21 protein-coding genes are annotated in these 22,480 nt (G+C 69.2%); 20 read left to right on the top strand and 1 reads right to left on the bottom strand.

Going from position 1 to position 22,480, the window contains the following annotated elements; all coding sequences use genetic code 11:
• Nucleotides 1-269 precede the first annotated feature (269 nt).
• The 20 genes from thrB to ABEA82_RS05255 all read left to right on the top strand — a co-directional run bounded on the left by thrB (nucleotide 270) and on the right by ABEA82_RS05255 (nucleotide 20,553).
• Nucleotides 270-1,199 carry a homoserine kinase gene (gene thrB / locus ABEA82_RS05350; protein WP_345660210.1) on the top strand — a complete coding sequence of 310 codons (930 nt, stop codon included), beginning with the start codon at nucleotides 270-272 and terminating at the stop codon, nucleotides 1,197-1,199.
• A gap of 402 nt (nucleotides 1,200-1,601) precedes the next feature.
• Nucleotides 1,602-3,698, top strand: coding sequence for a transcription termination factor Rho (gene rho, locus ABEA82_RS05345; protein WP_345660209.1), 2,097 nt, complete (start codon nucleotides 1,602-1,604; stop codon nucleotides 3,696-3,698).
• A gap of 411 nt (nucleotides 3,699-4,109) precedes the next feature.
• Nucleotides 4,110-5,243 (top strand): LCP family protein, encoded by a 1,134-nt coding sequence (locus tag ABEA82_RS05340; RefSeq protein WP_345660208.1) that lies wholly within the window; start codon nucleotides 4,110-4,112, stop codon nucleotides 5,241-5,243.
• Nucleotides 5,244-5,415: 172 nt separating this feature from the next.
• Nucleotides 5,416-5,637: a 50S ribosomal protein L31 gene (rpmE, locus tag ABEA82_RS05335; RefSeq protein WP_003992975.1), complete on the top strand. Its 222-nt coding sequence runs from the start codon at nucleotides 5,416-5,418 to the stop codon at nucleotides 5,635-5,637.
• A 106-nt stretch (nucleotides 5,638-5,743) separates the two neighbouring features.
• Nucleotides 5,744-6,820, top strand: a complete 1,077-nt coding sequence (prfA, locus tag ABEA82_RS05330) for a peptide chain release factor 1 (protein ID WP_345660207.1) — start codon at nucleotides 5,744-5,746, stop codon at nucleotides 6,818-6,820.
• Nucleotides 6,821-6,862: 42 nt separating this feature from the next.
• Nucleotides 6,863-7,708 carry a peptide chain release factor N(5)-glutamine methyltransferase gene (prmC, locus tag ABEA82_RS05325; protein WP_345660206.1) on the top strand — a complete coding sequence of 282 codons (846 nt, stop codon included), beginning with the start codon at nucleotides 6,863-6,865 and terminating at the stop codon, nucleotides 7,706-7,708.
• Between the two features lie 70 nt (nucleotides 7,709-7,778).
• Nucleotides 7,779-8,426 carry an L-threonylcarbamoyladenylate synthase gene (locus ABEA82_RS05320; protein WP_345660205.1) on the top strand — a complete coding sequence of 216 codons (648 nt, stop codon included), beginning with the start codon at nucleotides 7,779-7,781 and terminating at the stop codon, nucleotides 8,424-8,426.
• Entirely contained in the window at nucleotides 8,423-9,103 is a 681-nt protein-coding gene (locus tag ABEA82_RS05315) for an arsenate reductase/protein-tyrosine-phosphatase family protein (protein ID WP_345660204.1), read from the top strand. The genes ABEA82_RS05320 and ABEA82_RS05315 overlap by 4 nt, the downstream gene beginning before the upstream one ends.
• 87 nt (nucleotides 9,104-9,190) lie before the next feature.
• On the top strand, nucleotides 9,191-10,429 hold the full coding sequence (locus ABEA82_RS05310; protein ID WP_345660203.1) for a serine hydroxymethyltransferase: 1,239 nt from the start codon (nucleotides 9,191-9,193) through the stop codon (nucleotides 10,427-10,429).
• A gap of 129 nt (nucleotides 10,430-10,558) precedes the next feature.
• Entirely contained in the window at nucleotides 10,559-11,905 is a 1,347-nt protein-coding gene (locus tag ABEA82_RS05305) for an MraY family glycosyltransferase (protein WP_345660202.1), read from the top strand.
• 297 nt (nucleotides 11,906-12,202) lie between these two features.
• On the top strand, nucleotides 12,203-12,640 hold the full coding sequence (locus ABEA82_RS05300) for a Cg1360 family ATP-synthase-associated protein (protein ID WP_345660201.1): 438 nt from the start codon (nucleotides 12,203-12,205) through the stop codon (nucleotides 12,638-12,640).
• A 225-nt stretch (nucleotides 12,641-12,865) separates the two neighbouring features.
• Nucleotides 12,866-13,681 (top strand): F0F1 ATP synthase subunit A, encoded by an 816-nt coding sequence (gene atpB / locus ABEA82_RS05295; protein ID WP_479725925.1) that lies wholly within the window; start codon nucleotides 12,866-12,868, stop codon nucleotides 13,679-13,681.
• A gap of 72 nt (nucleotides 13,682-13,753) precedes the next feature.
• Nucleotides 13,754-13,993, top strand: a complete 240-nt coding sequence (locus ABEA82_RS05290) for an ATP synthase subunit c family protein (protein WP_003992984.1) — start codon at nucleotides 13,754-13,756, stop codon at nucleotides 13,991-13,993.
• A gap of 38 nt (nucleotides 13,994-14,031) precedes the next feature.
• On the top strand, nucleotides 14,032-14,580 hold the full coding sequence (locus tag ABEA82_RS05285; protein WP_345660200.1) for a F0F1 ATP synthase subunit B: 549 nt from the start codon (nucleotides 14,032-14,034) through the stop codon (nucleotides 14,578-14,580).
• On the top strand, nucleotides 14,577-15,392 hold the full coding sequence (locus ABEA82_RS05280) for a F0F1 ATP synthase subunit delta (protein WP_345660199.1): 816 nt from the start codon (nucleotides 14,577-14,579) through the stop codon (nucleotides 15,390-15,392). The genes ABEA82_RS05285 and ABEA82_RS05280 overlap by 4 nt, the downstream gene beginning before the upstream one ends.
• A 124-nt stretch (nucleotides 15,393-15,516) precedes the next feature.
• Nucleotides 15,517-17,106 carry a F0F1 ATP synthase subunit alpha gene (gene atpA, locus ABEA82_RS05275; protein WP_345660198.1) on the top strand — a complete coding sequence of 530 codons (1,590 nt, stop codon included), beginning with the start codon at nucleotides 15,517-15,519 and terminating at the stop codon, nucleotides 17,104-17,106.
• Nucleotides 17,107-17,126: 20 nt separating this feature from the next.
• On the top strand, nucleotides 17,127-18,044 hold the full coding sequence (locus ABEA82_RS05270; protein ID WP_345660197.1) for a F0F1 ATP synthase subunit gamma: 918 nt from the start codon (nucleotides 17,127-17,129) through the stop codon (nucleotides 18,042-18,044).
• Nucleotides 18,045-19,481, top strand: coding sequence for a F0F1 ATP synthase subunit beta (gene atpD, locus ABEA82_RS05265; protein ID WP_234848493.1), 1,437 nt, complete (start codon nucleotides 18,045-18,047; stop codon nucleotides 19,479-19,481).
• A 117-nt stretch (nucleotides 19,482-19,598) separates the two neighbouring features.
• Nucleotides 19,599-19,976, top strand: a complete 378-nt coding sequence (locus ABEA82_RS05260; protein WP_094055913.1) for a F0F1 ATP synthase subunit epsilon — start codon at nucleotides 19,599-19,601, stop codon at nucleotides 19,974-19,976.
• Between the two features lie 130 nt (nucleotides 19,977-20,106).
• Complete coding sequence (locus ABEA82_RS05255; protein WP_345660196.1) at nucleotides 20,107-20,553, top strand: DUF2550 domain-containing protein; 447 nt, start codon at nucleotides 20,107-20,109, stop codon at nucleotides 20,551-20,553.
• 8 nt (nucleotides 20,554-20,561) lie between these two features.
• On the opposite strand, the gene ABEA82_RS05250 is transcribed toward ABEA82_RS05255, so the two are convergent.
• A complete protein-coding gene (locus ABEA82_RS05250; protein WP_345660195.1) occupies nucleotides 20,562-22,388 on the bottom strand; it encodes a glycosyl hydrolase family 18 protein in 1,827 nt (608 codons plus the stop codon).
• Between the last annotated feature and the right edge of the window lie 92 nt (nucleotides 22,389-22,480).

The raw sequence follows: 22,480 nt of genomic DNA, 5'->3' as shown, positions 1-22,480 counted from the left end.
CTTCCCTACGGGGGGTGCACAGGGGGCTTACGACACGCATCGTGCGCCTCCTGTGCGCCCTATGTCGCCACAGAACCTTCCTTCGATAGGCTGTACTGAACCCGCCCGCCGCATATGCCTCAGCACAGGGCTCGGCGCCGCGTCGTCTCCACGGCCGGTACAGCGGCCGGCCGCCCCGGCCGGCAGCGGCCCCCAGGGTTCTCGTACACCATCGAATGTCCGTCCCACGTCATTCGACAATCACGCAGCTCAAGGAGAGTCATCGAGCGATGGCCGGTCCAGCGTTCCGCGCCGCCGCCGTCCGGGTGCGCGTCCCCGCCACCAGCGCCAACCTCGGCCCGGGCTTCGACGCCCTCGGCCTCGCGCTGGGCTTGTACGACGACGTGGTCGTCCGGGTGGCCGACTCCGGGCTGCACATCGACATCGCGGGAGAGGGCAGCGAGACCCTCCCGCGCGACGAGCAGCACCTCCTCGTCCGTTCCCTGCGCACCGCCTTCGACCTGCTGGGCGGACAGCCCCGCGGGCTGGAGATCGTCTGCGCCAACCGCATTCCGCACGGCCGGGGCCTCGGCTCCTCCTCGGCCGCCATCTGTGCCGGGATCGTCGCCGCCCGCGCCGTGACCATAGGCGCCGAGGCCAAGCTCGACGACACCGCGCTGCTCGAGCTGGCGACGGAGATCGAGGGCCACCCGGACAACGTCGCGGCGTGTCTGCTGGGTGGCTTCACCCTGTCCTGGATGGAGGGTGGCGCGGCCCGCGCGATCAGGATGGACCCCGCCGATTCCATCGTTCCGGTGGTTTTCGTCCCCGGAAAGCCGGTACTGACCGAGACGGCGCGCGGTCTGCTCCCGCGCACCGTCCCGCACGTCGACGCTGCCGCCAACGCCGGCCGGGCCGCCCTGCTCGTCGAGGCCCTGACCCGTCGCCCCGAGCTGCTGCTGCCCGCCACCGAGGACCGCCTGCACCAGGAGTACCGCGCCCCGGCCATGCCCGAGAGCGCGGCGCTCGTGGAGCGGCTGCGCTCCGAGGGCGTCCCCGCGGTCATCTCCGGTGCCGGGCCGACGGTCATGGCGCTGGCCGACGCGGGCACCGCCGACAAGGTCGAGGCCCTGGCGGGCACGGGCTGGGCGGCGAACCGGCTGCTCCTCGACCAGCAGGGCGCGAGCGTGCTGCCGCTCTCGACCCCCAGTGACTTCTGAAAGCACACGGTTGCCGGATTTGGAGAGGGGGAATGTTTGTTGGATCCGGTAGTGTTAACCTCAAGTCTGCACCCGACCCCACCATGGCGAGGTGCCTCGTGTCCCCGTCCGGGACAGACATTCTTCCGGGAGCTCCCCAAGCCGCACTGTGTTCTGTACGTCGGACCGTACGCCGTACACGGACACTGAGCGGGGCGCAGGGCACGCTCCGGAACCGGTGCGACCACGCCGCGTGACACTGACACTGGGTGCCACGGCACAAGGAAGCGCCATCACCAGATTCCTCCGCCGCTTAGGCGGACCACCGCCCCGGCACGGTTCACACCACACGGACCGAAGTCGGACAGCACAACCGGTCGCCGAGCCAGACAGGCCGACGTCCGCTCCAGGGAAGGACCCTTCGTGAGCGACACCACCGATCTGATGGGCGCACGTGTCGAGGAGACCGCTGCCGCGCCCGCCACGGACGCCTCCGCGCCTGCCACCGGTGCCGGCTCCCGGCGGCGCCGTGGTACCGGCCTCGAGGGCATGGTGCTGGCCGAGCTGCAGCAGGTCGCATCGGGCCTGGGCATCAGGGGCACCGCGCGTATGCGCAAGAGCCAGCTGATCGAGGTCATCAAGGAGGCGCAGGCGTCCGGCGGCGCCGCTCCGGCCGCGAAGGCCGACGCCCCCGCCGAGGCCAAGCCGAAGCGCCGCGCCACCTCCCGGGCCCGTACGGGCGACAACGCGGAGAAGGCCGACAAGAAGGCGGACGCGAAGCAGGCCTCCGAGGCCCCCGCCGAGAAGGCCGACAAGGCCGCGGCCCAGCAGCAGATCGAGATTCCCGGCCAGCCCGCCGGGGGCCCCTCCCGCGATGGGGGTACCTCCCGCGCGAGCGCAGCCGAGCGTGGGGGAGAAGCCGAGCGTGGGGGAGACGACGCGCCTTCCGAGCGCCGCCGTCGCCGGGCCACCGCCGACGCCGGGGCTCCGGCCTCCGCTCCCGAGACGGTCGCCGCCGAGGCGAAGAACGAGTCCAAGGGCGAGGGGTCTGCCCAGCAGCAGTCGCAGCAGCAGTCCCAGAACAGCGACGCCAAGTCCGACTCCGGCGACGGAGGCGAGGGCCGCCGCCGTGACCGCCGCGACCGTGACCGGGACCGCGGCCGCGACCGCGACCGCGACCGCCGGGGCAACAAGGGTGACGACCAGCAGGGCGGCCAGCGCGGCCAGCAGCAGAACCAGCAGGGCGGCGGCCGCCAGGACCGCGGCCAGCAGGACGACGACGACTTCGAGGGCGGCCGTCGTGGCCGTCGCGGGCGTTACCGCGACCGCCGTGGCCGTCGTGGCCGCGACGACGTGCAGGAGCCGCAGATCGCCGAGGACGACGTCCTGATCCCCGTCGCGGGCATCCTGGACATCCTCGACAACTACGCCTTCATCCGCACGTCCGGCTACCTGCCCGGCCCGAACGACGTGTACGTCTCCCTCGCCCAGGTCCGCAAGAACGGCCTGCGCAAGGGCGACCACATCACCGGCGCGGTCCGTCAGCCCAAGGAGGGCGAGCGGCGCGAGAAGTTCAACGCGCTGGTCCGCCTCGACTCCGTCAACGGCATGGCCCCCGAACACGGCCGTGGCCGCCCGGAGTTCAACAAGCTGACGCCGCTCTACCCGCAGGACCGCCTCCGCCTGGAGACGGACCCGGGCGTGCTCACCACCCGCATCATCGACCTGGTCTCGCCGATCGGTAAGGGTCAGCGCGGTCTGATCGTGGCCCCGCCGAAGACCGGTAAGACCATGATCATGCAGGCGATCGCCAACGCGATCACGCACAACAACCCCGAGTGCCACCTGATGGTCGTCCTCGTCGACGAGCGTCCGGAAGAGGTCACCGACATGCAGCGGTCGGTGAAGGGCGAGGTCATCTCCTCGACCTTCGACCGCCCGGCCGAGGACCACACCACGGTCGCGGAGCTCGCCATCGAGCGGGCCAAGCGGCTGGTGGAGCTGGGCCACGACGTCGTCGTGCTGCTCGACTCGATCACGCGTCTGGGCCGTGCGTACAACCTGGCCGCCCCGGCCTCCGGCCGCATCCTGTCCGGTGGTGTCGACTCGACGGCGCTGTACCCGCCGAAGCGCTTCTTCGGTGCGGCGCGGAACATCGAGGACGGCGGCTCGCTGACCATCCTCGCCACCGCCCTGGTGGACACCGGGTCCCGCATGGACGAGGTGATCTTCGAGGAGTTCAAGGGCACCGGCAACATGGAGCTCAAGCTCGACCGGAAGCTCGCCGACAAGCGCATCTTCCCGGCGGTGGACGTCGACGCGTCCGGCACCCGTAAGGAAGAGATCCTGCTCGGCAACGAGGAGCTCTCCGTCGTCTGGAAGCTGCGCCGGGTCCTGCACGCGCTCGACCAGCAGCAGGCGATCGAGCTGCTCCTCGACAAGATGAAGCAGACCAAGTCGAACGTCGAGTTCCTGATGCAGATCCAGAAGACGACGCCGACGCCGGGCAACGGCGACTGAGCACCGTCGAGGTTGGCTGTACGCCGGCCGCGGCTTCGTCGTGGCCGGTCGCGCAGTTCCCCGCGCCACTCAGGGGCGTAAGGGCCGCCCCCCGTTCAGAAGCGGACGGGGGGCGGCCCTTTGCCGGATACGGATCAGCGAGATCTTCGCCACAAGGAAGTCAGTCGGTACCGATTTCAAGCAGTACGGCATTTTCGGCTGACATCGCAGGTGAGCGGCGTACGCCCCGCTACGTCCGAACACGCACCGTGCCCGTCGGCGCACGCGGTGGGCACAGTCCGTTGTGCAACCCTTTCCCGAGTTTCCCCGTCTGACCAGGCGGAGCGACGATGGTGCCAGGGGAAGTCCCCGACCGAGAACGCCTGGCGCCGAACGCAGGGGGTAACAGACCGTAGACGAGCTGAGGAGCACATGTCTGCCGAGAGCACGCCGGATCCGGGCATACCGGACAAGACCGGCAACGAACCGCGCCAACGCGTCAAGGGCCGACGCCGCAAGCCCCGCAAGCGTCACAAGGGCATGATGGTCATGGCCTGGACCGCGGCCGGCATCGTCGTCCTCGGCGGCGCCGGGGTGGGGTACGTGTACTTCAAGCTCAACGGCAACCTCAAGAGCGTCGACATCGACCAGGCCCTCGGCACCGACCGGCCCAAGAAGGCCGACAACGGCTCCGAGAACATCCTCGTCCTCGGCTCCGACACCCGCGCCGGCGGCAACAAGAAGATCGGCGGCGGCACCGACGACGGCAGCGCCCGCTCCGACACGGCGATGATCGTGCACATCTACAAGGGCCACAAGAGCGCCAGCGTGGTCTCCATCCCGCGCGACACCCTCATCGACCGGCCCTCCTGCACCGACACCAAGGGCAAGGAGTACCCCGCCGCGAACGGCGTGATGTTCAACTCCGCCTACTCCACGGGCGGGGCCGCCTGCGCCGTGAAGACCGTCGAGTCGATCACCGACCTGCGGATGGACCACTACCTGGAGGTCGACTTCGCCGGCTTCCAGAAGCTCATCGACGACCTCGGCGGCGTCGAGGTCACCACGACCAAGAGCATCGACGACCCCGACAGCCACCTGAAGCTGCCGGCCGGCACCCACAGACTCGACGGTGAGCAGGCCCTCGGCCTGGTCCGCACCCGCCACGGCGTCGGCGACGGCTCCGACCTCGGCCGCATCCAGCTCCAGCAGGCCTTCATCAAGGCCCTGCTGAACCAGGTCAAGGACGTCGGCGTCTTCAGCAACCCCAAGAAGCTGCTCGACCTCGCGGAGACCGCGACCAAGACGGTCACGGCCGACTCCGACCTCGGCTCGGTCAACAAGCTCGCGTCCTTCGCGGACGGACTCAAGGGCATCAGCCCGTCCCACATGCACATGGTCACGATGCCGGTCGCCTACGACCCGGACGACCCCAACCGCGTCCTCCTCCAGAAGAAGAAGGCCCAGGAGATCTGGAACGCCCTGGAGCAGGACAAGCCGATCCCGAAGTCGGCGACGTCCGGCTCGGCCTCGGGCGAAGCCAAGGGTGTCGTCAGCGCCCCGTAGGGGCGCGGGGAACTGCGCGAGCAACCCACCCCCCTGCCGCGGGGAACAAACAACGGCAACCCCCGGTTTTGGGAGTAGGCCCCAGTCCTGGCAGACTGGTACGTCGGCTCCGGTTCACGCTCCCGCATCCCGCGTCAGCGACCCGGCGCCCTCCCGAAACCTAGGAGACACCTTGAAGCGCGACATCCACCCCGAGTACGTCGAGACGCAGGTCAGCTGCACCTGCGGCGCGTCGTTCACCACGCGCAGCACCATCGAGTCCGGCACCATCCGCGCCGATGTCTGCTCCGAGTGCCACCCGTTCTACACGGGCAAGCAGAAGATCCTCGACACCGGTGGCCGTGTGGCCCGCTTCGAGGCCCGCTTCGGCAAGGCCGCCGGCTCCAAGAAGTAGCGAGCCTCAATTCGCCGGTCCACGGCCGCGCCCCCACCGAGGGCGCGCCGGGACCGGCGTTTTTGGTCGCCCGCCCTTCACCCCCGTCCGTACACAGGAGCCCAAGATGTTCGAGGCCGTCGCGGAACTCGTCGCCGAGCACGCCGACCTGGAGAAGAAGCTCGCCGACCCGTCGGTCCACGCCGACCAGGCCAACGCGCGCAAGCTGAACAAGCGTTACGCCGAGCTCACCCCGATCGTCGCCACGTACCGCTCCTGGACGCAGACGGGCGACGACATCGAGACCGCGCGTGAACTGGCGGCCGACGACCCCGACTTCGCCGCCGAGGTCAAGGAGCTGGAGCAGCGGCGCGAGGAGCTCACGGAGAAGCTCCGCCTGCTGCTGGTCCCCAGGGACCCCAGCGACGACAAGGACGTCATCCTCGAGATCAAGGCGGGCGCGGGCGGCGACGAGTCCGCCCTGTTCGCCGGCGATCTGCTGCGCATGTACCTGCGCTACGCCGAGCGCGTCGGCTGGAAGACCGAGATCATCGACTCCACCGAGTCCGAGCTCGGCGGCTACAAGGACGTCCAGGTCGCGGTGAAGACCAAGGGCGGCCAGGGCGCCACCGAGCCCGGGCAGGGCGTGTGGGCGCGGCTGAAGTACGAGGGCGGTGTGCACCGCGTGCAGCGCGTGCCGGCGACGGAGTCCCAGGGCCGTATCCACACCTCCGCGGCCGGTGTCCTCGTGACGCCCGAGGCCGAGGAGATCGACGTCGAGATCAACCCCAACGACCTCCGCATCGACGTCTACCGGTCGTCCGGGCCCGGCGGACAGTCCGTCAACACCACCGACTCCGCCGTGCGCATCACGCACATCCCGACCGGAGTCGTCGCCTCCTGCCAGAACGAGAAGAGCCAGCTGCAGAACAAGGAGCAGGCACTGCGTATCCTGCGCTCCAGGCTGCTCGCGGCGGCGCAGGAGGAAGCGGAGAGGGAGGCCGCAGACGCCCGTCGCAGCCAGGTCCGCACCGTCGACCGCTCCGAGAAGATCCGCACGTACAACTTCCCGGAGAACCGCATCTCGGACCACCGCGTCGGCTTCAAGGCGTACAACCTGGACCAGGTCCTGGACGGCGACCTGGGCGCGGTGATCCAGGCCTGTGTGGACGCGGACTCGGCGGCGAAGCTGGCAGCCGCGTAAACGCGTAAGAGACGTAGGAGTACTGAGTACCGGAGGACTCGCGTGAACCTGCTGCTCGCGGAGGTGGCCCAGGCCACCCAGCGGCTCGCCGACGCCGGCGTGCCCTCGCCGCGCACCGACGCGGAGGAACTCGCCGCGTTCGTGCACGGCGTCAAGCGCGGCGAGCTGCACTCCGTCGGGGACTCCGACTTCGACGCCCGCTACTGGGAGGTCATCGCCCGCCGCGAGGCCCGCGAACCGCTCCAGCACATCACCGGGCGGGCCTACTTCCGGTACCTGGAACTCCAGGTCGGCCCCGGGGTGTTCGTGCCGCGGCCGGAGACCGAGTCCGTGGTCGGCTGGGCCATAGACGCGGTACGGGCCATGGACGTCGTCGAGCCGTGCATCGTCGACCTGTGCACCGGCTCCGGCGCCATCGCGCTCGCCCTCGCCCAGGAGGTGCCGCGCTCGCGTGTGCACGCGGTGGAGCTGTCCGAGGACGCCCTCCAGTGGACCCGCAAGAACGTCGAGGGGTCCAGGGTCGAGCTGCGGCAGGGCAACGCCCTGACGGCGTTCCCGGACCTCGACGGCCAGGTCGACCTGGTCATCTCCAACCCGCCCTACATCCCGCTCACCGAGTGGGAGTACGTCGCTCCCGAGGCGCGGGACTACGACCCGGACATGGCCCTGTTCTCCGGCGAGGACGGCCTCGACCTCATTCGGGGTCTGGAGCGCACCGCGCACCGGCTGCTGCGCCCCGGCGGCGTCGTGGTCGTGGAGCACGCCGACACCCAGGGCGGCCAGGTGCCGTGGATCTTCACCGAGGAGCGGGGCTGGGCCGACGCGGCCGACCACCCGGACCTCAACAACCGCCCGCGTTTCGCCACGGCCCGCAAGGCGCTGCCGTGAGCACACCGCAGTCTCCACAGCTCTCGCAGTCTTCATCCCAGCAGCACGTGTACGAGGAGGCCAGCTAAAGATGGCACGGCGATACGACACCAATGACGCGACCGACCGTGTGACCGGTCTGCGCGAGGCAGCGTCCGCCGTCCGCCGTGGCGAGCTGGTGGTGCTGCCGACGGACACCGTGTACGGCATCGGCGCGGACGCGTTCGCCTCGGAGGCCGTCGGCGACCTGCTGGAGGCCAAGGGCCGGGGCCGCAACATGCCCTCGCCCGTCCTCATCGGCTCCCCGAACACCCTGCACGGCCTCGTCACGGACTTCTCCGAGCTGGCCTGGGAGCTGGTGGACGCCTTCTGGCCGGGCGCGCTGACGCTGGTCGCCAAGCACCAGCCGTCCCTCCAGTGGGACCTCGGGGACACCCGTGGCACGGTCGCCGTGCGCATGCCGCTGCACCCGGTCGCCATCGAGCTGCTCACCGAGGTGGGCCCGATGGCCGTGTCGTCCGCCAACCTCACCGGCCACCCGGCTCCGGAGGACTGCGACGCCGCGCAGGAGATGCTCGGCGACTCGGTCTCCGTCTACCTGGACGGCGGCCCGACCCCCGGCAACGTCCCGTCGTCGATCGTCGACGTGACCCAGGAGGTGCCGCGGCTGCTGCGGGCGGGCGCGCTCTCGGCGGACGAGCTGCGAAAGGTCGTACCCGACCTCGAGGTGGCGAATTGACGGCCCCTGAGACGGGGCGTGGCATAGGCAACGGGGAAAGCGCGGCGGAGATCACGACGACGTTCGTGGGGCTTCCGCGCGACAGCTTCCGCATCCTCCACGTCAGCACCGGCAACGTGTGCCGCTCGCCCATCACCGAGCGGCTGACCCGCCATTTCGTGCGGGAGCGGCTCGGCATCCTGGGCGGCGGGCTGATCGTGGAGAGCGCGGGCACCTGGGGTCACGAGGGCGCGCCCATGGAGTCCCACGCGGAGACCGTCCTGGCCGACTTCGGCGCGGACGCCTCCGGCTTCACCGGGCGCGAGCTCCTCGACGAGCACGTCATCCGCGCCGACCTGGTGCTGACCGCCACCCGGGACCACCGGGCGCAGGTCATCTCGATGGGCCACTCGGCCGGCCTGCGGACCTTCACGCTGAAGGAGTTCACCCGCCTGGTCAAGGCCATCGACCCGGCGACCCTGCCGTCCCTCGAAGAGGGCGTGGTCGTACGCGCGCGTGCGCTGGTGCGGGCTGCGGCGGCTCTACGCGGGTGGCTGCTGGCACCGAACGCCGAGGCGGACGAGGTGTACGACCCGTACGGGGCGCCCCTGACGTTCTTCCGTTCCATCGGGGACGAGATACACCTGGCACTCGACCCGGTCGTCACCGCCCTCACGGGTGTCCCCGCACGGGCGTAGCGACCGAGCGCCCCGGGGGCCCCGGGCCTACATTGGACGTACATCACCACGGCGAACCGCCCAGAGATGCGCCGCCCGGAGCCCACCATGACGGTCACCCCTGCCATCGAGGCCGACGTCCTGCGCCATCAGGACCCGGAACTCGCCGACGTCCTGCTCGGGGAGCGGGAGCGGCAGTCCACGACGCTCCAGCTGATCGCCGCGGAGAACTTCACCTCGCCGGCCGTGCTGGCCGCCCTCGGCTCGGCGCTCGCCAACAAGTACGCCGAGGGCTACCCGGGAGCGCGGCACCACGGCGGCTGCGAGATCGTCGACGTCGCCGAACGCCTCGCCGTGGAGCGGGCCAGGGCGCTGTTCGGCGCCGACCACGCCAACGTCCAGGCGCACTCGGGCTCTTCGGCGGTGCTGGCCGCCTACGCCGCGCTGCTCCGCCCCGGCGACACCGTCCTCGCCCTCGGCCTGCCCTACGGCGGGCACCTCACGCACGGCTCGCCCGCCAACTTCTCCGGGCGCTGGTTCGACTTCGTCGGGTACGGCGTGGAGGCCGAGTCCGGGTTCATCGACCACGAGCAGGTGCGCACCCTGGCGCGTACGCGGCGGCCCAAGGCGATCGTGTGCGGCTCGATCGCCTACCCCCGCCACATCGACCACGCGTTCTTCCGCGAGGTCGCCGACGAGGTGGGCGCGTATCTCATCGCGGACGCCGCGCATCCCATCGGACTGGTCGCCGGGGGAGCGGCGCCGAACCCGGTGCCGTACGCGGACATCGTCTGTGCGACGACTCACAAGGTGCTGCGGGGACCGCGCGGCGGCATGATCCTGTGCCGCGCGGAGCTGGCCGAGCGGGTCGACCGGGCCGTGTTTCCTTTCACACAGGGCGGTGCGCAGATGCACACCATCGCCGCCAAGGCGGTGGCGTTCGGCGAGGCGGCAACACCGGCCTTCGCCGCGTACGCCCATCAGGTGGTCGCCAATGCGAGGGTTCTCGCGGCCCGGCTGGCCGCCGAGGGCCTGGTCGTCACCACCGGCGGCACCGACACCCACCTGATCACCGCCGACCCGGCACCGCTCGGCGTCGACGGCCGGACCGCCCGGGGCCGGCTCGCCGCCGCCGGCCTGGTCCTGGACTGCTGTGCGCTTCCTCACGGCGACGGCCGGGGCCTCAGGCTGGGCACGGCCGCGGTCACCACGCAGGGCATGGGCGAGGCGGAGATGGCACGGATCGCCAAGCTGCTCACCGGGGTGCTCACGGGCGTGACCGAGACCGCGAGGGCCCGTGAAGAAGTGCGGGAGCTGGCCGGTGGATTTCCGCCGTATCCGGCCTGAGTCGGGGTAAGCGCACCAGGGTGCACAGCTACTCGTGCAACCATCGTCGCTACCCGGAAGTCCCCACACATATGCGCGCATCGCTAGGGTGTGGGGCTGAGATGGCCAGCGAGACCTGTGGGGAAGCCTGTGCGTGAATACCTGCTGACGCTCTGCATCACGGCCGCGGTGACGTATCTGCTGACAGGGCCGGTACGGAAATTCGCGATCGTGGCCGGAGCGATGCCGGAGATCCGGGCACGTGACGTGCACCGGGAACCCACTCCGCGGCTCGGCGGTATCGCGATGTTCTTCGGCCTGTGCGCGGGTCTGCTGGTCGCTGACCACCTGACCAACCTCAACCAGGTCTTCGAGACGTCGAACGAACCCCGGGCCCTGCTGTCCGGGGCTGCGCTGATCTGGCTGATCGGTGTGCTGGACGACAAGTTCGAGATCGACGCCCTGATCAAGCTGGGCGGGCAGATGATCGCCGCCGGTGTGATGGTCGTCCAGGGTCTGACGATCCTGTGGCTGCCCGTGCCGGGTGTCGGCTCGGTCGCACTCACTCAGTGGCAGGGCACCCTGCTGACGGTCGCGCTGGTCGTCATCACCATCAACGCGGTCAACTTCGTCGACGGCCTGGACGGCCTCGCGGCCGGCATGGTCTGCATCGCGGCCACCGCGTTCTTCCTGTACGCCTACCGCATCTGGTACTCGTACGGCGTCGAGGCGGCGGCCCCCGCCACGCTCTTCTCGGCGATCCTGATGGGCATGTGCCTGGGCTTCCTGCCGCACAACATGCACCCGGCGCGGATCTTCATGGGTGACTCGGGCTCGATGCTGATCGGCCTGGTGCTGGCCGCGGGTGCGATCTCGGTCACCGGGCAGGTCGACCCGGACGCGCTCAACCTGTACGTCGGCTCCGAGAAGGAGGCCGTGCACCAGACGGTGCCGGTCTACATCCCGCTGCTGCTGCCGCTGACGATCATCGCGGTGCCGGCCGCCGACCTGATCCTGGCGATCGTGCGCCGCACCTGGCGCGGGCAGTCGCCGTTCGCCGCCGACCGCGGTCATCTGCACCACCGGCTGCTGGAGATCGGCCACTCGCACAGCCGCGCGGTGCTGATCATGTACTTCTGGTCGGCGCTGATCGCCTTCGGCGCGCTCGCCTACTCGGTCAACTCGGCGTCCATGTGGATCGTCCTCGGCGTGGTGTTCCTCAGCGCGATCGGCCTGGCCCTGCTCCTGCTGCCGCGCTTCACGCCCCGCGCCCCGCGCTGGATGGAGCGCTTCGTGCCGCCGCGCTACCGCCGTCGCGGCGCGGTCGCGGCCCTGTCTCCCGACGCCTCGATGCCCGCGTCCGCCGCCGAACAGCCGGCCGCCGTCGCGCACGAGCACCGCACGCCGGTCGTGTCCGGAGTCTCGGGCGTCAACGGGGCGACCGCCATCGGCCCCCGTTCGCGTCTTGCGGAACGGGGCCGGGCGGGCACAAGGTAAGAATCTGACTAGAGCATTGCCAAGTCGTGGGGTTGTGATGGGGGAGCGAAGCACCCCAATACCAGACAAGTCGGCTCTGTTCACGCACAGACGCGCAGCGTCACTCTCATGTGTGACAGCCCGCACACCCCCAGGTAAAGACTGCATCAAATAGTTTGTGATACGGTTCACGAGAACCCCCGGATAGAGCCGAAGGACCGCAGTGCGACGGTCCATTGGTGTGAGGTCTCCACTCAGCCCGGGACTACGCTCGTCCATGACGACACCCCTGCCCCCTGCGAAAGCGGAGTTGCCGCCATGCCGTCCAATGACGCCCGGAACCTCTTGCAGTGCGCTGTTCCCACAGCCGCTGCCGGTGCGGTCGCGGTCGCCGTCAGCGGCGTGGTGGCCGGAGGCAAGGGAGCTGTCGGAGCCGCCGTCGGCGCTGTGCTGGCCATCCTCTTCATGGGAATCGGCCTTTTCGTTCTCCAGTGGACGGCAAAAACGCTCCCGCAGCTGTTCCAGGCCATGGGGCTGATGCTCTACATGGCCCAGCTCCTGCTGCTTCTTCTTTTCGTCGCCCTCTTCAAGGGCACCTCTCTCTTCAATCCGAAGGCGTTCGCCGCCGGGATCGTCGTCGCGACCGTCGTGTGGATGGCTGCGCAGGCTCGTGCGCACATGAAGGCCAAGCTCTTCTACATCGACCCGGACTCCGCGAAGAGTGAGAAGCCCGAGAAGACCGGGCCGTCGTCGTGACGAGTAGGGGCGCGATAAAGAGCACTGGGAACTCCTGCTATCGTCCGGTGCCAACTGCGGCATCGCGGGCGCGGGCATCTGAGCTGACGCCTGCTCGAACGCGAGGCTCGATGCCCCCCAGCCGCCCTCACATCCGTAACACCAGTCCGGTGCCGATCCGCGGCTGCGCGCCGCGCCGACACAACGAGGTTGCCGTACCCATGCGTCACACCGAAGGAGCCCGCGGTGAGTGCTGACCAGACCCAGCTCGCCTTTGACTGGAGCTGTCGGATCATGTCCGACGGGTGTGGTTTTCCGGCACCGGGCCTGCACTCGTTCCTCTTCAAGCCGATCGCCACGGTGGGAGGATTCGAGTTCAACAAGGTGATGCTGCTCGCCATCATCACCACCATCCTCGTCATCGGCTTCTTCTACGCGGCCTTCGGCAAGGCAAAGGTCGTGCCGGGCAAGCTGCAGATGGTCGGTGAGGCGGGCTACGACTTCGTCCGCCGCGGCATCGTCTACGAGACCCTCGGAAAGAAGGAGGGCGAGAAGTACGTCCCCTTGATGGTCTCGCTGTTCTTCTTCATCTGGATCATGAACATCTGGTCCGTGATCCCGCTCGCGCAGTTCCCGGTCTCGTCGATCATCGCGTTCCCGGCGGTCCTGGCCGCGATCGTCTACGTGACGTGGGTCTCGCTGACCTTCAAGCGGCACGGCTTCGTCGGGTTCTTCAAGAACGTCACCGGCTACGACAAGTCGCTCGGTCCGGTGCTGCCGCTCGTGATGGTCATCGAGTTCTTCTCGAACCTGCTCGTCCGGCCCTTCACGCACGCGGTGCGACTCTTCGCCAACATGTTCGCCGGCCACCTGATGCTGGTGATGTTCACCGTCGCCTCCTGGTACCTGCTGAACAGCTGGATGATCCCGGCGGCCGGTGTCTCCTTCGTGATGACCATCGCCATGATCGGCTTCGAGCTTTTCGTGCAGGCCGTCCAGGCGTACGTCTTCGTACTCCTCGCCAGCACGTACATCCAGGGCGCTCTCGCTGAGCACCACTGAGCCGCCCCACTCCACCCCCATGTCGTCCGGTGGCCAACCCCCACCGGTCCGTTAAGAGAAGGAAGATTCAGCATGGCTGCCACTGAGACCCTCGCCGCTGTCTCCGGTTCCATCGGTTCCGTCGGTTACGGCCTCTCGGCTATCGGCCCCGGCATCGGCGTCGGCATCATCTTCGGTAACGGCACCCAGGCCCTCGCCCGTCAGCCCGAGGCCGCCGGCCTGATCCGCGCCAACCAGATCCTGGGCTTCGCCTTCTGTGAGGCGCTCGCCCTCATCGGCATCGTCATGCCGTTCGTGTTCGGTGTGAAGTAAGACTTCCCCACCGACACGTATCGACGAAAGGCACTGATGTGATCGCCAACCTGGTACAGCTGGCGGCCGAGGAAGAGCAGAACCCGCTCGTTCCTCCGGGCCCCGAGCTGCTCGTCGGCACCATCGCCTTCGCCATCGTGTTCTTCTTCTTCTGGAAGAAGCTGCTTCCGAACATCAACAAGGTTCTGGAGGAGCGCCGCACGGCGATCGAAGGCGGTATCGAAGAGGCCGAGACCATGAAGGTCGAGGCCCAGAGCGTCCTTGAGCAGTACAAGGCACAGCTCGCCGAGGCCCGGCACGAGGCCGCGCGTCTGCGCCAGGAGGCGCAGGAGCAGGGTGCCGCCCTCATCGCCGAAATGCGGGCCGAGGGCCAGCGGCAGCGCGAGGAGATCGTCACCGCCGGTCACGCCCAGATCGAGGCCGACCGCAAGGCCGCCGCGTCCGCGCTGCGCCAGGACGTCGGCAAGCTCGCCACCGACCTGGCCGGCAAGCTCGTCGGCGAGTCCCTCGAGGACCACGCCCGTCAGAGCCGCGTGATCGACCGGTTCCTCGACGAGCTCGAGGAGAAGGCCGAGGCCGGACGATGAACGGAGCGAGCCGCGAGGCCCTGGCAGCCGCACGAGAGCGTCTCGACGCGCTGACGGACTCCACGTCCGTGGACGCGGCGCGGCTCGCCGACGAGCTGGCCGCCGTCACCGCGCTGCTCGACCGCGAGGTTTCGCTGCGTCGGGTCCTGACCGACCCGGCGCAGGCCGGTGAGGCGAAGGCCGAGCTGGCCCAGCGCCTGCTCGGTACCCAGGTCAGCGGCCCGGCCGCCGACCTGGTGGCCGGCATGGTGCGCTCCCGCTGGTCGCAGTCGCGCGACCTGGTGGACGCGCTGGAGGAGCTGGCGAACACCGCCGACCTCACCGCCGCCCAGCAGGCGGGCAAGCTCGACGACGTCGAGGACGAGCTGTTCCGGTTCGGCCGGATCGTCTCCGGCAGCACCGAGCTGCGTGCCGCGCTGACCGACCGCAAGGCCACCGGCACGGCCAAGAGCGAGCTGCTGCGCAGCCTGCTCGGCGGCCGGGCGCAGACGGCCACCGTGCGTCTGGTGACGCGCCTTGTGACCGCGCCGCGGGGACGTAGCCTGGAGGCGGGACTGGAGTCCCTGTCCAAGCTCGCCGCCGAGCGCCGGGACCGCATGGTGGCCATCGTCACCTCGGCGGTTCCGCTGAGCGACCCGCAGAAGCAGCGCCTGGGTGCCGCCCTCGCGAAGCTCTACGGCCGCCAGATGCACCTCAACCTGGACGTGGACCCCGAGGTCCTCGGCGGAATCCGGGTGCAGGTCGGCGACGAGGTCATCAACGGCTCCCTCGCGGACCGCATCGAGGACGCCAGCCGCCGGCTCGCCGGCTGAGCAGCAACTCAATAGGCACAACGTACTTACGACGGCCCTGGTTGGGCCGTGCAGAAGAATCCTGGGGGTCGCCCCCAGACCCCCTAAGAAACTTCGGGCCCAACAAGGAGAGCAGGGAACCCAGATGGCGGAGCTCACGATCCGGCCGGAGGAGATCCGGGACGCGCTGGAGAACTTCGTCCAGGCGTACAAGCCGGACGCGGCCTCGCGCGAGGAGGTCGGTACGGTCACCTTTGCCGGCGACGGCATCGCGAAGGTCGAGGGTCTGCCCTCGACCATGGCCAACGAGCTGCTGAAGTTCGAGGACGGCACCCTCGGCCTCGCCCTCAACCTCGAGGAGCGCGAGATCGGTGCCATCGTCCTCGGTGAGTTCAGCGGCATCGAGGAGGGTCAGCCGGTCTCGCGTACCGGTGAGGTTCTCTCCGTCGCGGTCGGCGAGGGCTACCTCGGCCGCGTGGTCGACCCCCTCGGCAACCCGATCGACGGCCTCGGCGAGATCGAGTCCGAGGGCCGCCGCGCCCTCGAACTGCAGGCCCCCACGGTCATGCAGCGCAAGTCGGTGCACGAGCCGATGGAGACGGGCTACAAGGCCGTCGACGCGATGACCCCCGTCGGCCGTGGCCAGCGTCAGCTGATCATCGGTGACCGCCAGACCGGCAAGACCGCCCTGGCCGTCGACACGATCATCAACCAGCGCGACAACTGGCGCTCGGGCGACCCGAACAAGCAGGTCCGCTGCATCTACGTCGCCATCGGCCAGAAGGGCTCCACGATCGCCGGTGTGCGCGGCGCTCTGGAAGAGGCCGGCGCGCTGGAGTACACGACCATCGTCGCCGCCCCGGCGTCCGACCCGGCCGGCTTCAAGTACCTGGCGCCGTACACCGGTTCGGCCATCGGTCAGCAGTGGATGTACGAGGGCAAGCACGTCCTGATCATCTTCGACGACCTGTCGAAGCAGGCCGACGCCTACCGCGCCGTGTCGCTGCTGCTGCGCCGCCCGCCGGGCCGTGAGGCCTACCCGGGTGACGTCTTCTACCTGCACTCCCGTCTGCTGGAGCGCTGCGCCAAGCTCTCCGACGAGATGGGTGCCGGCTCGATGACCGGTCTGCCGATCGTCGAGACCAAGGCCAACGACGTCTCGGCGTTCATCCCGACCAACGTCATCTCCATCACCGACGGCCAGTGCTTCCTGGAGTCGGACCTGTTCAACGCCGGTCAGCGCCCCGCGCTGAACGTCGGTATCTCCGTCTCCCGAGTCGGTGGTTCCGCGCAGCACAAGGCGATGAAGCAGGTCTCCGGCCGTCTGCGCGTGGACCTCGCCCAGTTCCGTGAGCTGGAGGCGTTCGCCGCCTTCGGTTCCGACCTGGACGCCGCGTCCAAGGCGCAGCTGGAGCGCGGTCAGCGCATGGTCGAGCTGCTGAAGCAGCCGCAGTACCAGCCGATGGCCACCGAGGACCAGGTCGTCTCCGTCTGGGCCGGCACCACCGGCAAGATGGACGACGTCCCCGTCGCCGACATCCGCCGCTTCGAGAAGGAGCTGCTGGACTACCTGCACCGCAAGGAGCAGGGTCTGATGACCTCCATCCGCGAGGGCGGCAAGATGTCCGACGACACCCTTCAGGCCGTCGCCGAGGCCATCGCGGAGTTCAAGAAGCAGTTCGAGACCTCCGACGGCAAGCTGCTCGGCGAGGACGCCCCGGCTGCCGGCAAGTGACGACGGAAGGGACCTGACTCATGGGAGCCCAGCTCCGGGTCTACAAGCGTCGCATCCGATCCGTCTCCGCGACCAAGAAGATCACCAAGGCGATGGAGATGATCGCCGCCTCGCGCGTCGTCAAGGCGCAGCGCAAGGTGGCGGCCTCCACCCCGTACGCGACCGAGCTCACCCGCGCGGTCACGGCGGTCGCCACCGGCTCTAACACCAAGCACCCGCTGACGACGGAGGCGGAGAACCCGACCCGTGCCGCGGTCCTGCTCCTCACGAGCGACCGCGGTCTGGCCGGCGCCTTCAACTCCAACGCCATCAAGGCCGCGGAGAAGCTGACGGCGAAGCTGGAGGCCGAGGGCAAGGAGGTCGTCAACTTCATCGTCGGCCGCCGCGGTGTCGCCCACTACAACTTCCGCGAGCGCAAGATCGCGGAGTCGTTCACGGGCTTCACCGACGACCCGACGTACGCGGACGCCAAGAAGGTCGCGGCCCCGCTGATCGAGGCCATCGAGACGGAGACGGCCGAGGGCGGTGTGGACGAGCTCCACATCGTCTACACCGAGTTCGTGTCGATGATGACGCAGACGGCGATCGAGGCCCAGCTGCTGCCGCTCAGCCTCGACGAGGTGGCCGCGGAGGCGAAGCCCAAGGGCGAGATCCTCCCGCTGTTCGACTTCGAGCCCTCGGCGGAGGACGTCCTCGACGCCCTGCTGCCGCGCTACGTCGAGAGCCGCATCTACAACGCGCTGCTCCAGTCGGCCGCCTCCAAGCACGCCGCCACGCGGCGCGCGATGAAGTCGGCCACCGACAACGCCGGTGAGCTCATCGAGACGCTCACCCGGCTTGCCAACCAGGCCCGCCAGGCCGAAATCACCCAGGAAATCAGCGAGATCGTCGGTGGTGCCAGTGCCCTGGCCGACGCGACCGCGGGGAGTGACCGATAAATGACCACCACTGTTGAGACGGCCACGGCGACGGGCCGCGTCGCGCGGGTCATCGGCCCGGTCGTCGACGTGGAGTTCCCCGTCGACGCGATGCCGGAGATCTACAACGCCCTTCACGTCGAGGTCGCCGACCCGGCGCTGGCGGGCGAGAAGAAGACGCTGACCCTGGAGGTCGCCCAGCACCTGGGTGACGGCCTGGTCCGCGCCATCTCCATGCAGCCCACCGACGGCCTGGTCCGCCAGGCCCCGGTGACCGACACGGGCGCGGGCATCACCGTCCCGGTCGGCGACTTCACCAAGGGCAAGGTGTTCAACACCCTCGGTGAGGTGCTGAACACCGACGAGACCCACACGGGCGAGCGCTGGTCCATCCACCGCAAGGCCCCCGCGTTCGACCAGCTCGAGTCGAAGACCGAGATGTTCGAGACGGGCCTGAAGGTCGTCGACCTCCTCACCCCGTACGTCAAGGGCGGCAAGATCGGTCTGTTCGGTGGTGCCGGTGTCGGCAAGACCGTGCTGATCCAGGAAATGATCATGCGTGTCGCCAACCTCCACGAGGGCGTCTCCGTCTTCGCGGGCGTCGGCGAGCGCACCCGTGAGGGCAACGACCTCATCGCGGAGATGGAAGAGTCCGGCGTTCTGGACAAGACCGCCCTGGTCTTCGGCCAGATGGACGAGCCCCCGGGCACCCGTCTGCGCGTGGCCCTGGCCGGCCTGACGATGGCGGAGTACTTCCGTGACGTCCAGAAGCAGGACGTGCTGTTCTTCATCGACAACATCTTCCGCTTCACCCAGGCCGGTTCCGAGGTGTCGACCCTGCTCGGCCGTATGCCCTCCGCGGTGGGCTACCAGCCGAACCTGGCCGACGAGATGGGCACCCTCCAGGAGCGCATCACCTCGACCCGTGGTCACTCGATCACCTCGATGCAGGCGATCTACGTCCCCGCGGACGACCTGACCGACCCGGCCCCGGCCACCACCTTCGCCCACCTCGACGCGACGACGGTGCTCTCCCGTCCGATCTCCGAGAAGGGCATCTACCCGGCCGTGGACCCGCTGGACTCCACGTCCCGCATCCTCGACCCGCGGTACATCTCGGCGGAGCACTACAACGCCGCGATGCGCGTGAAGAACATCCTGCAGAAGTACAAGGACCTGCAGGACATCATCGCGATCCTCGGTATCGACGAGCTCGGCGAGGAGGACAAGCTCGTTGTCCACCGTGCCCGTCGCGTGGAGCGCTTCCTGTCCCAGAACACCCACGCCGCCAAGCAGTTCACCGGCGTGGACGGTTCGGACGTGCCGCTGGACGAGTCGATCGCCGCGTTCAACGCGATCTGCGACGGCGAGTACGACCACTTCCCGGAGCAGGCGTTCTTCATGTGCGGTGGTCTCGAGGACCTGAAGAAGAACGCGAAGGAGCTGGGCGTCTCCTGACCCGGGCCGCGCTCGAGTCATGAGGGGGCGGGGTTCGTCCCGCCCCCTCATTCACGCCCATTAGACTTGTAACCAACACCCGGCACTCCCGCCGGGTGGTGACCCGAGGAGCCACCCTTGGCTGCTGAGCTGCACGTCGCGCTGGTCGCGGCCGACCGTGAGGTCTGGTCCGGCCAGGCCACCCTGGTCGTCGCGCGCACCACGTCCGGCGACATCGGCGTCATGCCCGGTCACCAGCCGCTGCTCGGTGTGCTGGAGTCGGGCCCGGTGACCATCCGTACGAGCGATGGCGGGACGGTCGTCGCCGCGGTCCACGGCGGTTTCATCTCGTTCGCGGACGACAAGCTCTCGCTGCTGGCCGAAGTCGCCGAGCTGTCGGACGAGATCGACGTCCAGCGCGCGGAGCGGGAGCTGGAGCGTGCGAAGGCGGAGGACGACGCGGAGGCCCAGCGCCGCGCGGACGTCCGTCTGCGGGCGGCCACGGCGGCGCGCTGAACCAGCCCGCCGTGTGATGACGTCACTCAGCCGCGGCTGGGTACCGGAGTGATCCGGACCCAGCCGCGGCTGAGGTGGATGTGGGTGTTTTTTACGTTCCGTTACCTAGGAGACGAGGAGGTCGGTGCCGATGGTCCTCGCTCTGACTGTGTGCGGAATCTTCGTGGCCCTCGTGGTGGTGGGCCTCTTCGTCTTCGGTCTGCGCCGCCGGCTCATCCAGCGTTCGGGCGGCACCTTCGACGCCAGCCTGCGCTGGGACGCCCCGGAGAAGGGCGACTCCAACGGCAAGGGCTGGGCGTACGGGGTGGCCCGGTACAACGGCGACCGGGTCGAGTGGTTCCGTGTCTTCTCCTACTCGCCACGCCCGCGCCGCATCCTGGAGCGTTCGGCGATCGAGGTGGCCGGCCGCCGGGTCCCGGCGGGTGAGGAGGAGCTGGCGCTCCTCTCCGACCATGTGATCCTCGCCTGTCTGCACCGGGGCACGCGTCTCGAACTCGCGATGAGCGAAGACGCGCTGACCGGTTTCCTCGCGTGGCTTGAGGCAGCCCCGCCCGGACAGCGCGTCAATGTCGCCTAGGTCGTCTCTTACTTGAGGCCGCTGTCGATGGCGGTCACCAGCTCACCGCCTCCGGTGTCGCCGCTGAACTCCCAGAAGAACGCGCCGCCCAGGCCCTGGTTCTTGGCCCAGGTCATCTTCCCGGCGATGGTCGACGGGGTGTCGTAGGACCACCAGTTGCTGCCGCAGTACGCGTAGGCGGTGCCGGCGACGGTGCCGGTGGCCGGACAGGAGTTCTTCAGGACCTTGTAGTCCTCGATGCCCGCCTCGTAGGTGCCCGGAGCCGCGCCGGTCGCCGAGCCGCCCGGGGCGGACTGGGTGACGCCGGTCCAGCCGCGGCCGTAGAAGCCGATGCCGAGCAGCAGCTTCTTCGCGGGGACGCCCTTCGCCTTGAGCTTGGCGATCGCGTCGGCCGAGTTGAAGCCCTCCTGCGGGATGCCGGGGTACGAGGTGAGCGGGGAGTGCGGGGCGGTCGGGCCGTCCTTGTCGAAGGCGCCGAAGTAGTCGTACGTCATCACGTTGTACCAGTCGAGGTACTGTGCGGCGCCGCCGTAGTCGGCCGCGTCGATCTTGCCGCCGGAGGAGCCGTCGGCCGTGATGGCCGCGGTGACCAGGTAGTTCGGGCCGAACTCCGTACGGAGCGCCGACATCAGGTTCCGGAAGGCGGCGGGGCCGGAGGTGTCGCAGGTCAGGCCGCAGGCGTTCGGGTATTCCCAGTCGATGTCGATGCCGTCGAAGACGTCGGCCCAGCGCGGGTCCTCCACGACGGCCTTGCAGGACTTGGCGAACGCGGCGGCGTTGGCGGCGGCCTGGCCGAAGCCGCCGGAGTAGGTCCAGCCGCCGAAGGAGTACAGCACCTTGATGTGCGGGTACTTGGCCTTGAGCTGGCGGAGCTGGTTGAAGTTGCCGCGCAGCGGCTGGTCCCAGGTGTCGGCGGTGCCGCTGACGGACTGGTCGGCGGTGTACGCCTTGTCGTAGGCGGCGTAGGTGTCGTCGACGGTGCACTGACCGTTCTTGACGTTGCCGAACGCGTAGTTGATGTGCGTGATCTTCGATGCCGAGCCCGAGGTCACCAGGTTCTTCACGTGGTAGTTGCGGCCGTAGACGCCCCACTCGGTGAAGTAGCCGAGCTTGACCTTGTCGCCGGTGGGTGGCGGCTCGGTGGTGCCGCCGGTGGTGCGGACCCGTACGGCGCCGCTGACCGGGCCGGTCTGGTCGGCGGTGTCCCGGGCCTGGACCGAGTAGGAGTAGTCCGTGCCCTTGGTCAGGCCGGTGTCCGTGTACGAGGTCGTCGTCACGGTGGCGACCTTCGTGCCGTCGCGCAGGACGTCGTAGTTCTTGACGCCCTTGTCGTCGGTCGCGGCGGACCAGGACAGCTTCACCGAGGTGTCGGTGATGCCGGAGGCGGTGGGGGTGCCGGGGGCGCTCGGCGCGCTGTCACCCGGTTCGGTGGTGCCGCCGTCGCAGCTGCCGCCGTTGAGCTTGCAGTTGGCGGGGGAGCCGGAGCCCGTCCCGTTGAAGCCGAAGGAGACGGAGGCGCCGGGAGCGAGGGTGCCGTTCCAGGACTTGTTCTTCGCGGTCCAGTGGGTGCCGGAGGAGGTGACGTCGGCGTCCCAGGCGGAGGTGACGGAGGTGCCGGACGGGAAGTCCCACTCGACGGTCCAGGAGCTGAGGGCCGTGGTCCCGGTGTTCTTCACCGTCCACTTGCCCTCGAAGCCGGAGCCCCAGTCCTGCGTCTTGGCGTAGGTCGCGGTGGCGGACGTGGCCGCCTCGGCGGGCGTGGCGAGGCCGACCATTCCGGCCAGCGGGAGCAACAGGGTCGCGAAGCCTGCCGCGGCTCTGTGTCTGAAGCGCATGCTGCGCCTCCTCGATGAGGTTGTGGGGCGTGACTGAGCCTCACGCCGCCAGGTGCGGTGAGAATAGAAAGGTCTGGACCACCGGTCAATAG

The sequence above is a fragment of the Streptomyces venetus genome (genome assembly GCF_039540295.1).
GTDB lineage: Bacteria > Actinomycetota > Actinomycetes > Streptomycetales > Streptomycetaceae > Streptomyces > Streptomyces venetus.
The sequence above is the reverse complement of the archived record's forward strand: the minus strand, read 5'-3'. Positions and strand labels throughout refer to the sequence as shown.

What these genes read in the sequence shown, in the direction of transcription:
- thrB (WP_345660210.1), top strand. Translation starts at nt 270, where the DNA reads ATGGCCGGTCCAGCGTTCCGCGCCGCCGCCGTCCGGGTGCGCGTCCCC.
- ABEA82_RS05340 (WP_345660208.1), top strand. Translation starts at nt 4,110, where the DNA reads ATGTCTGCCGAGAGCACGCCGGATCCGGGCATACCGGACAAGACCGGC.
- prfA (WP_345660207.1), top strand. Translation starts at nt 5,744, where the DNA reads ATGTTCGAGGCCGTCGCGGAACTCGTCGCCGAGCACGCCGACCTGGAG.
- ABEA82_RS05320 (WP_345660205.1), top strand. Translation starts at nt 7,779, where the DNA reads ATGGCACGGCGATACGACACCAATGACGCGACCGACCGTGTGACCGGT.
- ABEA82_RS05310 (WP_345660203.1), top strand. Translation starts at nt 9,191, where the DNA reads ATGACGGTCACCCCTGCCATCGAGGCCGACGTCCTGCGCCATCAGGAC.
- ABEA82_RS05300 (WP_345660201.1), top strand. Translation starts at nt 12,203, where the DNA reads ATGCCGTCCAATGACGCCCGGAACCTCTTGCAGTGCGCTGTTCCCACA.
- ABEA82_RS05290 (WP_003992984.1), top strand. Translation starts at nt 13,754, where the DNA reads ATGGCTGCCACTGAGACCCTCGCCGCTGTCTCCGGTTCCATCGGTTCC.
- ABEA82_RS05280 (WP_345660199.1), top strand. Translation starts at nt 14,577, where the DNA reads ATGAACGGAGCGAGCCGCGAGGCCCTGGCAGCCGCACGAGAGCGTCTC.
- atpA (WP_345660198.1), top strand. Translation starts at nt 15,517, where the DNA reads ATGGCGGAGCTCACGATCCGGCCGGAGGAGATCCGGGACGCGCTGGAG.
- ABEA82_RS05270 (WP_345660197.1), top strand. Translation starts at nt 17,127, where the DNA reads ATGGGAGCCCAGCTCCGGGTCTACAAGCGTCGCATCCGATCCGTCTCC.
- atpD (WP_234848493.1), top strand. Translation starts at nt 18,045, where the DNA reads ATGACCACCACTGTTGAGACGGCCACGGCGACGGGCCGCGTCGCGCGG.
- ABEA82_RS05255 (WP_345660196.1), top strand. Translation starts at nt 20,107, where the DNA reads ATGGTCCTCGCTCTGACTGTGTGCGGAATCTTCGTGGCCCTCGTGGTG.
- ABEA82_RS05250 (WP_345660195.1), bottom strand. Translation starts at nt 22,388, where the DNA reads ATGCGCTTCAGACACAGAGCCGCGGCAGGCTTCGCGACCCTGTTGCTC.